The organism is Gordonia sp. DT218, from assembly GCF_049847105.1.
In the GTDB taxonomy this organism is placed as follows: domain Bacteria; phylum Actinomycetota; class Actinomycetes; order Mycobacteriales; family Mycobacteriaceae; genus Gordonia.
In genome coordinates this window covers 923284-938664 of record NZ_JBNCNS010000002.1, presented here as the reverse complement: position 1 = coordinate 938664, position 15381 = coordinate 923284, and the positions used below count along the sequence as shown (strand labels likewise).

Genomic DNA, 15381 nt, shown 5'->3' with positions numbered 1-15381 from the left:
GTGGGCGGACGTCCCCGAGATCACTGAGAGGCTGACATGTTCCGACGGAGCCGCTTCGATGATGCCGTCAACTCACGGGTACACCCCGGCGCGAGGACCCATCGTCGACGCCTGGTCGTGGCGGCATCGGTGGTGGCACTCTCGGCGGGCCTGCTCACCGCGGTGTCCGCGGTCCCGGCCTCGGCCGCGCCGATCTGCGCCGGAGCCGGTCAGGCGCCACGACTGGTCGGTACCGTGCCGGGCGCCGCACTCAAAGGTCTCACCGTCGATGCCGGCGGACGGCTTTACACGACAGACCTGGTCTCCGGCCGAGTATTCCGTCTCTCCGCGCCCGGCGCACCGGCGGTCCCGATCGCTCATGTCCCCGACGGAGGCGCCGACGCACTGGCCTGGGCACCCGACGGCGCGTTGCTGGTCGGCTATGGTTCCGATCCGCGCGTCTTCGTCGGGGACGCACTGCGACCCGGCGGCATCGCGCGTATGAATGTCGGCAACCTGTCGATCCGTCCGTGGGTACGGGGGCTATCGGCCGCCGACGGCATTGATGTCGGCGCAAACGGAACGGTTTACGCCACCAACGATTTCGGCAATCTCGTCGGCCGCGTCCACCCTGGCGGCGCCGTACAGGCGGCCTGGGGAACGGTGCCGAGCGCCAACGGCGCGGTTCTCGGACGCGACGACCATTGGCTGTATGTTTCCCGTACCTGGGTCAATCCGGGCGTCAGCCGCATCTCCACGGCCAACCCGCGGGTGATACAGAGCCTGTTGGACCTCGGCGCGAACACGATGGCGGGTCCGGCCGGCCTGACACTTGATTCCCGGGGGCGTCCGGTGGTGGCGTTCGGCGGGGCCGGACAGATCGTCCGGATCACCTCGCCGGGACGCTACTGCGTCCTCGGATCCGGCATCGCATCGTCCATCGTGGTGTCGTACGGCCGTGGCATCCGCGGATTCTCGGCGGGACATCTCTACCGGGCCGGCTTCGATGGCCGTATCTATGAGATACCGGGCGGATTCGATCGGGGTGCGGCTGCGGCCATCCCCGGCTGAACGGGTTCTCGTCGCGAATCCGGCTTCTATCGGCGGGAATGCGGTTGCTGTCGCGGGATTTCCGGTTGCTGTCAACGGGAATGCGGTTGCTGTCGGCGGCTAGCGGTGCCGGCGTGATTGCCAGAAGCGCTCGGTCCACCACACGGTGAGCAGCGCAATTGCCGAGGCCCAGGCGATGGCCTGGACCGAACCGGTGATCGCGAGGGCGAGCACCCCGACGACGACGGCGGCCAGCAGGGCGTGCAGCTTGTAGAGCGGCCACCTGGTGCCGGCGATCTCCACCGACCGTGCCGATATCCGCGACCGGGCCGGACGCACCTCGACCAGCGCGGAGATGTTCGCTGAGGTCATGGGTCACTCCTCGGTCAGGCGGAGATGGCGGATGTTCGTTGCCACTGACCCAAGTGTAACGCAGTTGGAACTAAATTGTTCGGGGCACCGAAAACTCTGGTTCGGATGTGCACTTTCACGCGGCCCGTCAGCCCAGACAACTCGGTCCGAGCAGCGCCTTGAGATCGCCCATCAGCGCGGAACTCGGGCTGACGCGCAACGTCTCCGTGAGCCGCAGGATCGTCGACCGCTGCTCACTGACGAGCGTGACGTGCACATCCGCGGTACCGGGGTGTCGCGTGAGGACCTGCTTGAGCGCCTGCACCCGGTCGGGGGTGCATGTCCGTGCACTGAGCGTGAGCGACACCGGTTTCGCCGTTCCCACCACCGCCAGGTCGGGTACCGCGAGATCGTTGGCGCTGATCATCGTGCTGTCGTCGCGTCTGTTGACCCGCGCTTTGATCAGCACGATGTTGTCCGCGACGATGTCGAGCCCGTAGACCTGGAACGACCGTGGGAAGAAGTAGACCTCGACACCACCGACCATGTCTTCGAGGGTGACGACCGCGTACGGCTCGCCCTTCTTGTTCACGCGACGGTTGACCGACGAGATGATGCCGCCGATGGTGATCTGCGCACCATCACCGACCGTGCCCTCGAGGAGCGCGGTGATCGATGTGTCGGTCTGGGCCGCGATGGCGTGCGCCACCCCGGCCAGCGGGTGATCGGAGACGTAGAGCCCCAGCATCTCCCGTTCCAGCGCCAGTTTGTGCTTGGAATCCCATTCCTCGTCGGGCACCTTGACGGCGAAGACCTCGGACATCGTGTCGTCGGCCCCACCGGCGTCGCCGAAGAGGTCGAACTGTCCGATCGCCTCGGCCTTCTTGGTGCCGATGACGGATTCCACCGCGTCGCCGTGGACGAGGAAGAGCCCCTTGCGCGGATGACTCAACGAGTCGAACGCACCGGCCTTGATGAGCGACTCGGTGACCTTCTTGTTGCATGCGGTGACGTCGATCTTGCCGAGGTAATCGGAGAAGCTGGTGAACTTGCCCTTCTCCTCACGCGCGGCGAGGATCGCCGAGACCACGCCCGTACCGACGTTGCGCACCGCCGCGAGACCGAAGCGGATGTCGCCGCCGACGGCCGCGAAGTTGCGCTGCGATTCGTTGACGTCCGGCGGTAACACCGTGATACCGAGCTTGCGGCAATCGGACAGGTAGATGGCCGCCTTGTCCTTGTCGTCGCCGACCGAGGTGAGCAGACCGGCCATGTACTCGGCCTTGTAGTTCGCCTTCAGGTACGCCGTCCAGAAAGAGACCAGGCCGTAGCCCGCGGCGTGCGACTTGTTGAACGCGTATCCGGCGAACGGCAGAATCGTGTCCCACAGCGCCTTGATCGCCGCCGACGAGAAGCCGTTGGACTTCATGCCCTCTTCGAAGCCCTCGAACTCGGCGGCGAGGACCTCGGCCTTCTTCTTACCCATCGCGCGACGCAGGATGTCGGCTCGACCGAGCGAATATCCGGCCACCTTCTGTGCGATCTGCATGATCTGCTCTTGGTAGACGATCAGGCCGTAGGTGTCGGCGAGGATCTCCTTGAGCGGCACCTCGAGTTCCGGGTGGATCGGGCGGACCTGCTGCCGCCCGTTCTTGCGGTCGGCATAGTCGTTGTGGGCGTTCATGCCCATCGGACCGGGCCGGTACAGCGCGAGCACGGCCACGATGTCCTCGAAGCCGGTGGGCTGCATACGCTTCAGCAGTTCGCGCATCGCGCCGCCGTCGAGCTGGAACACGCCGAGGGTGTCGCCGCGGGCGAGGAGCTCGTAGGTCTTGGGATCGTCGAGCGGGGCAGCGTCGAGATCGAGGTCGACACCGCGGTTGGTCTTGATGTTCTCGATCGCGTCACCGATGACGGTGAGGTTGCGCAGACCCAGGAAGTCCATCTTGAGCAGACCGATGGCCTCGCACGATGGATAGTCCCAGCCGGTGATGATGGCGCCGTCCTGCGCACGTTTCCAGACCGGGATCGCGTCGGTCAGCGGCTCCGACGACATGATCACCGCGCAGGCGTGCACGCCTGCGTTGCGGATCAGGCCTTCGAGCCCCAGTGCGGTGTCGTAGATCCGCTTGACGTCGGGGTCGGTCTCGATCAGTGACCGCACCTCGGACGCCTCGTTGAACCGCTCGTGGTCGGGATCGGTGATGCCCGACACCGAGATGTCCTTGGCCATGATCGGCGGGGGCAACGCCTTGGTGATCTTGTCGGCGATGGCGAAGCCGGGCTGACCGAACTGGACGCGGGCCGAGTCCTTGATCGCGGCCTTCGTCTTGATGGTGCCGAAGGTGATGACCTGGGCGACCTTGTCGCTACCCCACCGCTCCGTCGCGTAGCGGACCATGTCACCGCGACGGCGATCGTCGAAGTCGATGTCGATGTCGGGCATGGACACGCGCTCGGGATTCAGGAACCGCTCGAACAGCAGACCGTGCGGGATGGGATCGATGTTGGTGATCCCCAACGCATATGCGACCAGCGAGCCCGCCGCCGAGCCGCGGCCCGGCCCGACCCGGATGCCGACCTCCTGGGCGTGCCGGATGAGGTCGCCGACCACCAGGAAGTAGGCGGGAAAGCCCATCTCGATGATCACGTCGAGTTCGTAGTCGGCGCGGCGCGCGTACTCGTCCGGGACGGATTCCGGATCGAAGCGGCTCTTCAGGCCCTTCGCGACCTCACGGCGCAGCCACGTCTGCTGCGTCTCGCCCTCGGGCACCGGGAAGACCGGCATCCGGTCGCGATGCTCGAAGACGTCGGCGTAACTCTCCACCTTCTCGGCGATCTCGAGCGTGGTGTCACACGCACCGGGCACCTGCGCATCCCACAGCTCGCGCATCTCCGCGGCCGATTTCAGGAAGTAGCCGTCGCCGCCGAACCTGAACCGCGTCGGATCCGACAGCGTCTTGCCGGTCTGGACACACAACAGGGCCTCGTGGCTGGTCGACTGGTCGCGGGTGACGTAGTGGCAGTCGTTGGTGACCACCGGCTTGATCCCCAGCCGGCGACCGATGTCGAGCAGGCCCTCACGCACCCGCCGCTCGATCTCCAGTCCGTGCTCCATCAACTCCAGGTAGAAGTTGTCCTTGCCGAAGATCTCCTGCCACTTCGCCGCGGCCTCGAGGGCCTCGCGCTCATGCCCGAGACGCAACCGGGTCTGCACCTCGCCGGACGGGCAGCCCGTCGTCGCGATGATCCCGTCCGCGTACTCCGCGATCAGCTCGGCATCCATCCGCGACCACTTGCCCAGCTGTCCCTCGATGGAGGCCAGCGACGACAGCTTGAAGAGGTTCCGTAGCCCGGTCGCGTTGCGCGCCATCATCGTCATGTGCGTGTATGCGCCGCTGCCGGAGACGTCGTCGCTCTTCTGGTCCCGGTTGCCCCACAGGACTCGTTTGGTGTCGAACCGCGACGCGGGTGCGATGTAGGCCTCGATACCGATGATCGGGGTGATGTCGTGCTTGACCGCGGCGTTGTAGAACTCGCTGGCCCCGAACATGTTCCCGTGGTCGGTCATGCCGATCGCGGGCATCCCGAGGCGTTGGGCCTCCGCGAACAGCGGCGACACCTTGGCGGCACCGTCGAGCATCGAATACTCGGTGTGGTTGTGCAGGTGAACGAACGAATCGGCCACGAATCCCTCTCACCTCGACAGCTGTCACGACGACGACCACTTTAGGCGCGTCGTCCGACAGTCTTCGCGGGGCGCGCCCGACTGTGACAGATGGGGCGATCGGCTCGGTGTGTCGGTCCGGCGTGTCGGACCGAGGGACCGTCAAGTGTCGCGCAGGACGTCCAGGGCGTGCTGCAGATCGGCCGGATACGGACTGGTGAATTCCACCCGCCGGCCGTCGGCAGGATGCGCGAACGCCAGCGAACGCGCATGCAGCCACTGCCGCTGCAGACCGAGCCGCTCGGCCAGCACCGGATCGGCGCCATAGGTCAGGTCGCCGCAACATGGATGGTGCAGCGCCGAGAAGTGGACCCGGATCTGGTGCGTCCGACCGGTCTCGAGATGGATGTCCAGCAGCGACGCTGATGCGTGCATCTCGAGCGTGTCGTAGTGGGTGACACTCGGTTTGCCGCTGGCGGTCACCGCGAACTTCCAGTCACTGCCCCGATGACGGCCGATCGGTGCGTCGATCGTGCCGGTCGGCGGATCGAGGTGTCCCTGCACCAGCGTGTGATAGCCCTTGTCGACGTCGCGTTCCTTGAACGCACGCTTGAGCAGCGAGTACGCCCGTTCGGACACCGCAAGGACCATCACGCCCGACGTCCCGACGTCGAGTCGGGACACGATCCCCTGACGTTCGGATGCCCCCGACGTCGAGATCCGGTAGCCGGCCGCCTCGAGCGCGCCGACCACGGTGGGTCCGCTCCATCCCTGTGACGGGTGCGCGGCCACCCCGACCGGCTTGTCGACGACGATGATGTCGGAGTCGTGGTAGATGACGTCGAGATCCTCGACCGGCGTGGGTTCGACCCTCAGGGGTTGTGCCGGTTCGGGCAGCGTCACATCGAGCCAGCTGCCGGCGGCCAGCTTGTGCGATTTGCCGACGGCCACCCCTTCGACGGTGATGTCACCGGCCTCGGCGAGCGCTGCGGCGACCGTGCGCGACAACCCGAGGATGCGGGCGACCCCGGCGTCGAGCCGCATGCCGTCGACCCCGTCGGGAACCGGCATCGACCTCGATTCACGCATCGGCGTCCTCCGCCGACACCGGCTCACCGTGCCCGGCCCGGCGCGCCGCCCAGCCGGTCCGCGATCCGTCGTACTCGAAGCCCAGCAGCGACAACGCGACGAGCAGGATCGCGCCGCACACCACCGCCGAATCCGCGACGTTGAAGACCGGCCACCAGCCGACCGACACGAAGTCGACGACGTGCCCGCGCAACGGGCCGGGCGCGCGGAAGATGCGGTCGGCCAGATTTCCCATCGCACCGCCGAGCACCAGGCCGAGCCCGACGATCCACCACGCCGATCGCAGACGACTGCTGTAGCGGATGATCCCCAGCACCACCACGAGCGCCACGACGGTCAGCACCCAGGTGTATCCCGACGCCATCGAGAAGGCCGCGCCGCTGTTGCGCACCAGGCGCAGCGTGATGGCGTCACCGACGATGTGCACCGGCTGTGCCGGGTCGAGATGCGCCACGGCCAGCGTCTTCGTCAGCAGGTCGAGGCCGATGACCCCGAGGGCGATGGCGAGCAGCACCCACACCATCGTGGGTCGACCACCACCGGTGACACCGTCGCCCGGGCCGTCCGACCCGACCCCGGCGGGCGGCGTCCCGGCCACGCCGTCGGCGCCACCGCCGTCCACCGGACCGGGTGTCGCTTGACTCATGACTCCATCATCCACCTCACCATCATCCACGAGGCCTGCAATACCCTGGCTGCCGTGTTCCTCTCCCGCGTCGTCACATCAGGTTCGGGGTGGCATGTACGGCCACCGAGTCGATGCGCAGGCATCGCCGTCGCGGCGCTGTTGGTCGTCGCCCTCGCCGGCTGTGGTTCCGATGACCAGGCCGGCGACACGTCCTCCACCGCGGCGCAGGCAGGCTGCTCGGACGACTCGACGTCGGGCCGAGAGGGCGTCAACCTCCTGCCGATCCCGCCGGCGAAGGTGACCTTGCTCGACGCGGGCGGCGCCGACAGGCGCACCGCCGCTGCAGCTCCCGATCGGACCAGTCCGCAGCGGTCGACCATGGTGACCACCTCGTCGGTGCTCTCGCCCGGCGACACCAAGACCCAGACCGTCGAGATGCCGCTGCAGGCACGCTTCCACTGCACCGACTCCACCGACCTCGAGATGACGCTGGGCCACGTGACGTCGCCGGAACCGGTCCTCGCCGACCAGTTGCGGGCGGTCGAGAACTCCCGGGCGGGTCTGGCCATCGGTCCAGGTTCGATGCCGATCTCGCTGCGCCTGCTCCCGGCCGAGGATGCCGGTCCCGAGGCGCGCAGCGCCGTCGAACAGTCCTTCGTCCAGGCCCTCCAGCTCTCGGTACCCGTCCCCACCGAACCGATCGGCCCCGGTGCGCGCTGGCGCGTCGAGCGCATCATCAGTGGGGCCGCGACGGTGACACAGCACATCGACGCGACCCTGAAGTCGTGGGACGGCAATCGGATGGTGGTCGACGTCGGCGTCGACGAGACTCCGGTCAACTCGGTATTCGCCATTCCCGGCAGTGATCAGACCCTGTCCATCACCCGCTTCTCCAACGGCGGCACCGGACAGGTAACCATCGACCTCACCCGTGGGCTGCCGGTGGCCGGCTCCATCGAGCTCTCCGGCGCGCGGGCCCTGGTCGGCAGCGACCCCAGCCGGCCGCTGATACAGCAGACCGGACTCTCCGTCCGGTGGCGCTGACCGGACGACCACGGCCGCCGGACCCGACAGAAACGGGCCGGTGACACGCGCAGCTGCTCGTGTCACCGGCCCGTCACTTCTGTCGAGCGACGCTCCGGGTCAGTTGGGCGCCTTCGATGTCGAGGCGCCACCTGACGACTTGCACATCGGGGTGGTGACGTTGTTCGCCGTGATCAGCGGACAGACCGTGTCACTCGACAACATCCACCGTCCGTCGGTGTAGACGATCCCCGCGTCCAGCTTGGTCGGGGGGTTGTCGGGCAGCTTGACCTGGACCTTCACGGTGGCCTTGTTGGGGCCGGCCGGGATCACCGGCGGGAAGATCTCATAGGTGACGTCCGGGTTGTCCTGCTTGGCCTTGACCAGCTTGTCGAAGACCGTCGGGTCGGCCGAGGAACCCTCGACCAGCTCGGTCTTCTCCGAGTTCGGCACGTTCGGGTCCAGCGCCTTGGTGAGCATCGCATTCAGCGTCGCCACCGATGGCCGCTGATTCGGGTTGGTCACGTCGTCCGCACTGCTCCCTCCGGCGTCCGCCGAGCTCGCCGCCGACGACACGGTCGGCACGTCCGGCACGTCGCTGTCGTCGCTGCCACAGGCCGCAACCGATGCGACCGACGCCGCGATCAACGCGGCGGTCACGATCTTCGGAAACTTCACCGATCTCCCTCACTGTCGTTCGTCACGCCTGCAGCGGACTCTCCCCCGCTGCAGGTCCTGGCAGATCCTGGTCGGCTCATCCCCCTCCGAGCCGCCAAAACTCACACCACTATGCCAAATGGACGACGAGGGCCCCAACATCCGAGCCGGGAACCGTCGCGGTCGGATCGCCAACGGTTGACGCGACGCGCAGGTTCCATCGACGCTGAACACCATGGCGAACACCCGCACCGTCCTGATCACCACCGGCGGCACGATCGCGGCGCTGACCACCGCCGACGGCGCCGTACCGAGCCTGGCGGCAACCGATCTGCGGCCCGATAACGGCGACATCACGGCCATCGATCTGATGTCGGTGGACAGTTCGGCGATGACCATCTCCGATCAGTTCGCGATCGTCGCGGCGATCGTGGACGCGCTGACCGATCCGACGGTGGCCGGTGTGGTGGTCACGCATGGCACCGACACGGTCGAGGAGACGTCATATCTCACCGACCTCTTCCTCACCGACGACCGGCCCGTGGTGTTCACGGGTGCGCAGCGACCCGCCGACGCGCCTGCGCCGGACGGTCCGGACAACATCGCCGCGGCGTTGCGGGCGATCACCGATCCGACATCGCGAGGCCGCGGGGTCCTGATCGCGATCGGCGGCGAGATCCGTTCGGCACGTGGCATCTTCAAGTCCTCGACGACTGATCTGGCGGCGTTCGACAATGTGCACGACGCATTACCGCGACGGCCGATCGGACGCCGGGTGCCGCGGAGGCGGCACGCCCGCGTGGACGCGTTCACGCTCTATCCGGGCGTGGCGCCGGGCATCATCGCGGCCGCCGTCTCCCAGCAGACGTCGGGCATCGTGCTGGCGGCCACCGGATCGGGCAACACCCACCCGGACATCACCGCCGAGGTGTCCGCCGCGGTTCGCGCGGGCGTCGTCGTGGTGGTGACCAGTCGGGTGCCTTTCGGGGCCGTCGTACCCGCCTACGGCGGGGGCGGCGGGGCCGTGGACCTCGCCCGCGCCGGCGCCATCGTGTCGCGCTGGCTGCGCGCCCCACAGGCGCGGATCGCACTGCTCGCGCTGATCTCGGCGGGAGCAGACCCGAACGAGATCCGCGACTTCTTCGATGCCGTCGAACCGCCGGGATGACGTGCACGCCCCGGCGGACGAACCGGCCACCCTACAGAACGGACGGTCAGTCGGCGTCGTCGCGCACTTCCGACGAGCCCAGATCGGGCCACGCGAGGCTGTCGAGCGGATCGGCGCGCCGCACCGCGGGATCGTCGCTGGCGAAGGTCACCGCACGGCCCGGTCCGGTCGCGCGCGTCTCGAACCGGACAGTCACCACCCCGTGCCCGCTCCCCTGTACCCACCCGTGGCCGTGGTCGGGGTGTGTCACGTCGGCGCCGGTCTCCCAGTGCTCGTGCGCCGCGGGGTCGTCGAGGGTCGTGTCGGAGCTGTCGTCGGTGAATCCGCCGGCGGGAACACCAGCGGCGGGGACGGCATCGGCGGGGACAGCCATCGGCCCGGAGGCCCCCGCCGCCACGAACGCGGCCTCGACATCCTCGGATTCGGCCGCCGTCGCGCCGGGCGCACCCCACTCCCCTTCCAGGTCAGCGAACAGTGAGAACTGTTGCACCGCAGTAAGTCCCGAATAACCAACGCCGACGAGCCGGATCGGTCCGATGCTGCGCGGGTCGAGGGCGAGTCGCTGCGCGGCCGAGACCAGCACCGACAGTTCGGTGGTGGCGGCCGGCAGCGTCATCGACCTCGTCAGCACCGACATGTCGGACCGCCTGAGCTTCAGCACCACCGTGCGGGCGCCACGCCCGTCGGACATCAGCCGCCGGTGCGCACCCTCGGCCGCGGCGTCGATGGCCGGGCGTAATTCGTCGAGCTCCACCAGGTCGCGGGGAAAGGTGGACTCGGCGCTGATCTGCTTGGCCGAGGCCCGTTCGGCGACCGGGCGGTCGTCGACGCCCTGCGCGAGCCTGTGCAGGGCGGGCCCGAGCGTCACCCCGAGCACCGAGGTGACCTCCACCTCGGACATCGCGGCGAAGTCGCCGATCGTCTCGATGCCGAGCCGCTGCAGCTTGTCGCCCGACACCGGCCCGATCCCCCACAACTTGCGGACCGGGAGCGAGTGCAGGAAGGCGAGTTCACGACTCGGCGGGATCGCCATCACCCCATCGGGTTTGGCGAGTCCGGAGGCGATCTTGGCGATCTGTTTACCACTGCCGAAGCCGACCGACGCCGCGATGCCCACAGTGTCACGGATCCGGCCCCGCAGACGTTCGGCGAATGCCGTGACCTCCTCGACCGAGGCCCCGGCGAGTTCCGCAGGCTCGCCGAACGCCTCATCGAAGGAGAGCATCTCGATCACCGGGATCGCGTCGCGGACCAGTCCGAAGATGCGGGCGCTCACCACGCGATAGACACCGCCCCGCGGTGGGAGCACCACCGCTCCGGCGCCGATCAGCCGCCGGGCCTGATGCATCGGCATCGCCGAGCGGGCGCCGAACGCCCTCGCCGCATAGCTGGCACCCGCCACCACGCCGCGGCCGCCCGTCCCGCCGACGAGCACCGGACGGCCCTGCAGCGTCGGTCGGGTCAGTTGTTCCACCGATGCGAAGAACGCGTCCATGTCCAGATGCATCACCCACCGCGCACTGCGCTCGGGATCGGGGCCCGCGGGCCCGGACGGTGATGGGACGGCGGACGCCACCCCCGCATCGTAGTTCGGACGGTCATCCGACCTCAGGACCGGATCTCGAACACCGGCAGATCGTCGAGGTGGGCGGCCAGTGTGGCGTCGTCGGGTTCGGTGCCCATGCCCTCCGGCAGGAACCGACCGACCTCCCACCCCCACTTGTCGAGGTAGGCGCGGATCATCGGTGCGCGGTCGGCGGTTGCCACCTCGACCAGGCGGACCGCGCGACGACTGCGACCGCGTCGCAGTTCGGCAGCATCGTTCGCCCGCACGTTACGTACCCACTGCGTGGTGCCACGCGGCGCCACCAGGTACTCGCGGCCGCCCAATCGCATCGGGTTCACCGGCACGCTCTGCGGCTTCCCGCTGACCCGCCCTGTCACGGTGAGGGTCCGCGCTCCCGCGAGATTCACCCCGTGATCGGCGAGCCAGCGCACGCTCTTGTTGAAGATGTTGTCGAAGCCCTTCGGGGCGCTGTAGTGCATCGCGGTCATGGTCTTCCCTTTCGAGGTCGTATTCGAGAGCACCGCTCTCGAATACTTAGTCTGCACGTCCTTGGGCAGCAAATCAAGAGCAGTGCTCTCTTTTTATGCGACACTTGTCCCCATGACAGGCCGAACACGCGCAGCCAACCGCGCCGCCATGGAATCGGAGATCCGCCGTCTGGGCCGGGAACACCTGCGCACCCACGGCGCGGCGGGCCTGTCGCTGCGCGCGATCGCCCGCGACATGGGCGTGGTGTCGTCGGCGGTGTACCGCTACGTCCCCAGCCGCGACGACCTCCTCACCCTGCTGCTCGTGGAGGCCTACTCCGATCTCGCGGACACGGTCGATGCAGCCATCGCCGTCGTCGACGAGACCCGCCCGCGCGATCGTCTGCGTGCCGCGACACGGGCACTGCGGCGATGGGCGGTCGACGATCCGTCCCGATGGGCGCTGCTCTACGGCAGCCCCGTTCCCGGGTACACGGCCCCGGCCGAGCAGACCGTCGGGCCGGGCACGCGGGTCGTCGGGACGCTCATCGCCGAGGTCGCACGCGCGCACGCAACCCGGGACCCTGCCGCCGCGAAGTCGGTGCCGCCGTCGGTGACGAGCGATTTCGACGCCATCCGAACGGAATTCGGCACCGATCTGCCCGACGACGCGATGCTCGCGGCGACCACCCTGTGGGCGACGACGATCGGCGGGATCAGCTTGGAGGTCTTCGGTCAGTACGGGTCCGACACCTTCGCCGAGCCGGAGGCCCTGTTCCTCGCGCAGGTCGAGCGCGCACTCGCACCGATCGGCGCGTGATCCGCCCGATGTGACCGTCAGGAGTCGACGATGATCGTCAGCACCCGACCGAACGTCGCATAGTCCTCACGCCCGACCTGTCGAATCCAGTCGCGCTCGACGGCGGCCAGCCGACGATGAAGGCGGCCGAGGGTCTCGACACCCCGTTCGGTCAGCTCGACGGGACGGGCCCGCCGATCATCGGGATCGGGCTGCTGCGTGACGAATCCCCGATCGGACAGATGGGCGACGTGCCGGCCGGCACCCTGTTTGGTCATCCCCAGTTCGGCAGCGAGATCAACCGTCCGCAGCGCACCCCTCTCGACCGCCTCCAGAATACGGAAGTGCGATGGGCGCAACCCATCCCAGTCGTCGCTCGGGAACGCGGCACGCAGTTCGCCGAGCGCTGCGCCAAGGAGCTCCGCGGCATGCCGGGGCATGTCGACCCCTGGTTCCGCGAACGCATGATGCGATTCATCGACCGCACACCCGCGTTGTTCGACGAGATCGAGTGCCTGCCGCTGTTGAGTGCGCACGACGACGCGTGCCCCATCCCCTGGCGTCCGACGACGAGTTCGTGGTCATCGACTGGGCCTTCTTCGCGCGCGGCCGGATGGGTTTCGACCTGAGTCAACACGTCCTCAGCGAGATCGAACTCCGGCGGATGTCCGCCGGCACCCTGACCGAGATACAGCGGGTGTGCCTGCCCGCTTGTCGAGGCGGACCGGCCGAGGGCGGCACCTCACCGCCGACCGCGTCGCCATGGTGGGCGACATGCTCGACGCGATCGGGATCTGACGCTGTCACCGCGAGATCCGGCGTGGTTCCCCGACCCCGAGCAGTTTGTCCGGATTACGGGTGGCGTAGATGTCGGCGACGAGACCGTCGACCACGTCGAGCACAAACACCCCTTGCAGCTCACCGCCGAAGAACAGCCGCATGCCGGGCAGACTGTTGAAGATCGCCGGCTCCACCCGGAACTCCTCGAGTGTCGGCCCGACGCTCGCGAATCCGGCCAGCAGACGGGCCACCGCAAGAGCCCCGCGGATCGGACGGCGCACCGCGCTGGCCTTGCCGTCACTGTCCGCGGTGAACACGACGTCCGGCGACAACATCGCCATCAGCGTCTCGATCTCACCGGACTCCGCCGCCATCATGAACGCATCGGCGATCTCGGCCGTGCGTGCGGCATCGACGGGCTCGAACCGCCGTCGCCGTGCCTGCACGTGCGCCCGCGCCCGGTGCGCGGCCTGCCGGACCGCCGCGTCGGATTTGCCGACCATCTCGGCGATCTCGTCGTGGCCGAACCCGAACACCTCTCGCAGCACGAACACGACCCGCTCGTCCGGGCTGAGGGTCTCGAGAACGACGAGCATGGCCGTGGAGACCGATTCCGCGAGCACGACATCCTCGGCGGCGTCGCGCTCATCGAGCAGGATCGGCTCCGGCAGCCACGGCCCCACGTACTGTTCCCGACGCCGCGACGACGCCCGCAGCGCGTTCAGTGCCTGGCGGGTCACCACCTTTGCGAGATAGCCCTTGGTGTCGTCGACGGAGCCGAGATCGACGACGGCCCACCGGAGATAGCTCTCCTGCAGCACGTCGTCGGCATCCGTCGCGGACCCCAGGATCTCGTACGCGACCGTGAACAACAGCGGCCGTAGTTCGGTGAACCGGCGGACATGCTCCTCGGAGTCGTGCTCATCGAGATCGGAGGTCACGCGACCACCTCGGCGCCACGGTCGCCTGTTTCGCGCGGTCGTCCGAACGACGGCATCGCACCCGGTCGACGTCCCTCCACGCGAAGTCCACAGATCACACTGCGGCAGACCACTTCCTTGATCGTCGCGGCGATCCGGCCCGATACGACGGCACGTGCGGGTGTGTCGTCGAGGTGCGTCGACTGGATCACGGCACCGTGCCGGCCGAGTGAGGTGCACTGCCCGACGAAGGCGAGTCGGACCGCGACCGGTTTGGCCCCGGCCAGCCGAGCGAGCACCGTGTCGGCGGCGTGCGGGCCCAACTGGTTCGCCGCCTGGCAGCTCATCCGGAACGGCATGCCCGACGGTGCCACGGAATCCCCCGCGCCCACGATCCGCGGGTCGTCGACACTCGTCAGCGTCTCGTCGGTGATGAGCCTGCCGATCGCGTCGGTCGACAGTCCGCTGGCCGCGGCCAGATCGGGCACACCGAACCCGGCCGCGACGATCGTCGTCGAGCTGCGCACGACTCGACGCTCACCGCGTTCCACGATGGTGACGGTATCCGGTCCGACGCTCGCGACGTGGCAATCCTCGAGGATCTCGATGCTCAGCTTCGCCAGCCGACGACGAGCCTGCTGCCGGGCACGGGCACCGAACGACGGTGCCAGGGTCGCACCGCATACGACCCGGACCGGCACACCTGCGTCTGCCAGTTCCGCGGCCATCTCGATGCCGGTCAGCCCACCACCGATCACGGTCGCGGGAGCGCGCGGATCCGTCCTGCCGATTCCGGCGAGGTGCGCCCGGAGTCGCTGCGCCGCTTCCCATTCCCCCAACGCGAAGCCGTACTCGGCAACCCCGTCGATCGCGTCGGCCGGGGTGCCCGACGACCCGATCGCATAAACGAGGTGGTCGTAGTCGAGGGCCGCGCCCGAAGCCAGTTCGACCCGTCGCCCCGCTGCGTCGATCCGGCCGGCCGTGTCGACGACGAGACGGACCCGCCCGTTGAGCACGTGCCGGAAGTCCTCGTCGGCCGTGCCCGTACCGGCCACCCACTGGTGCAACCGAATCCGGTGGACGAACCGGGGTCGCGGGTTGACCAGGACCACATCGGCGTCGTCCGCCGCACTGAGCCGGTTGGCGGCCATCGTCCCGGCGTAACCGCCGCCGAGGACGAGGATCTGCCGGCGACGCGACGCGCTCACCTGTGATGCACTCATGACTGCTCCTTTG

The 15381-nt window shown here is 68.3% G+C and carries 14 protein-coding genes; 4 read left to right on the top strand and 10 right to left on the bottom strand.

Translation table 11 applies throughout. The features are described from left to right. Positions 1–36: 36 nt before the first annotated feature. Positions 37–1050 carry an SMP-30/gluconolactonase/LRE family protein gene (locus ACPXCG_RS11205; RefSeq protein WP_425791975.1) on the top strand — a complete coding sequence of 338 codons (1014 nt, stop codon included), beginning with the start codon at positions 37–39 and terminating at the stop codon, positions 1048–1050. A 99-nt stretch (positions 1051–1149) separates the two neighbouring features. Here the strand turns inward: ACPXCG_RS11205 and ACPXCG_RS11200 are convergent, their stop codons facing one another. The 4 genes from ACPXCG_RS11200 to lspA all read right to left on the bottom strand — a co-directional run bounded on the left by ACPXCG_RS11200 (position 1150) and on the right by lspA (position 6782). Further along, positions 1150–1401, bottom strand: coding sequence for a hypothetical protein (locus ACPXCG_RS11200; RefSeq protein ID WP_425791973.1), 252 nt, complete (start codon positions 1399–1401; stop codon positions 1150–1152). Between the two features lie 127 nt (positions 1402–1528). Then, positions 1529–5068: a DNA polymerase III subunit alpha gene (gene dnaE, locus ACPXCG_RS11195; protein ID WP_425791971.1), complete on the bottom strand. Its 3540-nt coding sequence runs from the start codon at positions 5066–5068 to the stop codon at positions 1529–1531. Positions 5069–5209: 141 nt separating this feature from the next. Next, positions 5210–6136 carry an RluA family pseudouridine synthase gene (locus tag ACPXCG_RS11190; protein WP_425791969.1) on the bottom strand — a complete coding sequence of 309 codons (927 nt, stop codon included), beginning with the start codon at positions 6134–6136 and terminating at the stop codon, positions 5210–5212. After that, entirely contained in the window at positions 6129–6782 is a 654-nt protein-coding gene (gene lspA / locus ACPXCG_RS11185) for a signal peptidase II (protein WP_425791967.1), read from the bottom strand. The genes ACPXCG_RS11190 and lspA overlap by 8 nt, the downstream gene beginning before the upstream one ends. On the opposite strand from lspA, the gene ACPXCG_RS11180 reads away from it, so the two are divergent. After that, positions 6774–7808, top strand: a complete 1035-nt coding sequence (locus tag ACPXCG_RS11180; RefSeq protein WP_425791965.1) for a hypothetical protein — start codon at positions 6774–6776, stop codon at positions 7806–7808. The two genes, lspA and ACPXCG_RS11180, sit on opposite strands and share 9 nt — an antisense overlap. A gap of 99 nt (positions 7809–7907) precedes the next feature. On the opposite strand, the gene ACPXCG_RS11175 is transcribed toward ACPXCG_RS11180, so the two are convergent. Further along, positions 7908–8465: a hypothetical protein gene (locus ACPXCG_RS11175; protein ID WP_425791963.1), complete on the bottom strand. Its 558-nt coding sequence runs from the start codon at positions 8463–8465 to the stop codon at positions 7908–7910. Between the two features lie 214 nt (positions 8466–8679). On the opposite strand from ACPXCG_RS11175, the gene ACPXCG_RS11170 reads away from it, so the two are divergent. After that, positions 8680–9612 (top strand): asparaginase, encoded by a 933-nt coding sequence (locus ACPXCG_RS11170; protein ID WP_425791961.1) that lies wholly within the window; start codon positions 8680–8682, stop codon positions 9610–9612. A 46-nt stretch (positions 9613–9658) separates the two neighbouring features. On the opposite strand, the gene ACPXCG_RS11165 is transcribed toward ACPXCG_RS11170, so the two are convergent. Next, positions 9659–11119, bottom strand: coding sequence for a DNA polymerase IV (locus tag ACPXCG_RS11165; RefSeq protein ID WP_425792111.1), 1461 nt, complete (start codon positions 11117–11119; stop codon positions 9659–9661). Positions 11120–11220: 101 nt separating this feature from the next. Beyond that, positions 11221–11667 carry a nitroreductase/quinone reductase family protein gene (locus ACPXCG_RS11160; protein WP_425791959.1) on the bottom strand — a complete coding sequence of 149 codons (447 nt, stop codon included), beginning with the start codon at positions 11665–11667 and terminating at the stop codon, positions 11221–11223. A 112-nt stretch (positions 11668–11779) separates the two neighbouring features. On the opposite strand from ACPXCG_RS11160, the gene ACPXCG_RS11155 reads away from it, so the two are divergent. Next, on the top strand, positions 11780–12466 hold the full coding sequence (locus ACPXCG_RS11155) for a TetR/AcrR family transcriptional regulator (RefSeq protein ID WP_425791957.1): 687 nt from the start codon (positions 11780–11782) through the stop codon (positions 12464–12466). Between the two features lie 17 nt (positions 12467–12483). On the opposite strand, the gene ACPXCG_RS11150 is transcribed toward ACPXCG_RS11155, so the two are convergent. From ACPXCG_RS11150 to ACPXCG_RS11140, 3 genes are all read right to left on the bottom strand, one after another. Continuing rightward, positions 12484–12981, bottom strand: a complete 498-nt coding sequence (locus ACPXCG_RS11150) for a MarR family winged helix-turn-helix transcriptional regulator (protein WP_425791955.1) — start codon at positions 12979–12981, stop codon at positions 12484–12486. A 267-nt stretch (positions 12982–13248) separates the two neighbouring features. Then, a complete protein-coding gene (gene sigJ, locus ACPXCG_RS11145) occupies positions 13249–14166 on the bottom strand; it encodes an RNA polymerase sigma factor SigJ (RefSeq protein ID WP_425791953.1) in 918 nt (305 codons plus the stop codon). Beyond that, a complete protein-coding gene (locus ACPXCG_RS11140; protein ID WP_425791951.1) occupies positions 14163–15368 on the bottom strand; it encodes an NAD(P)/FAD-dependent oxidoreductase in 1206 nt (401 codons plus the stop codon). The genes sigJ and ACPXCG_RS11140 overlap by 4 nt, the downstream gene beginning before the upstream one ends. Between the last annotated feature and the right edge of the window lie 13 nt (positions 15369–15381).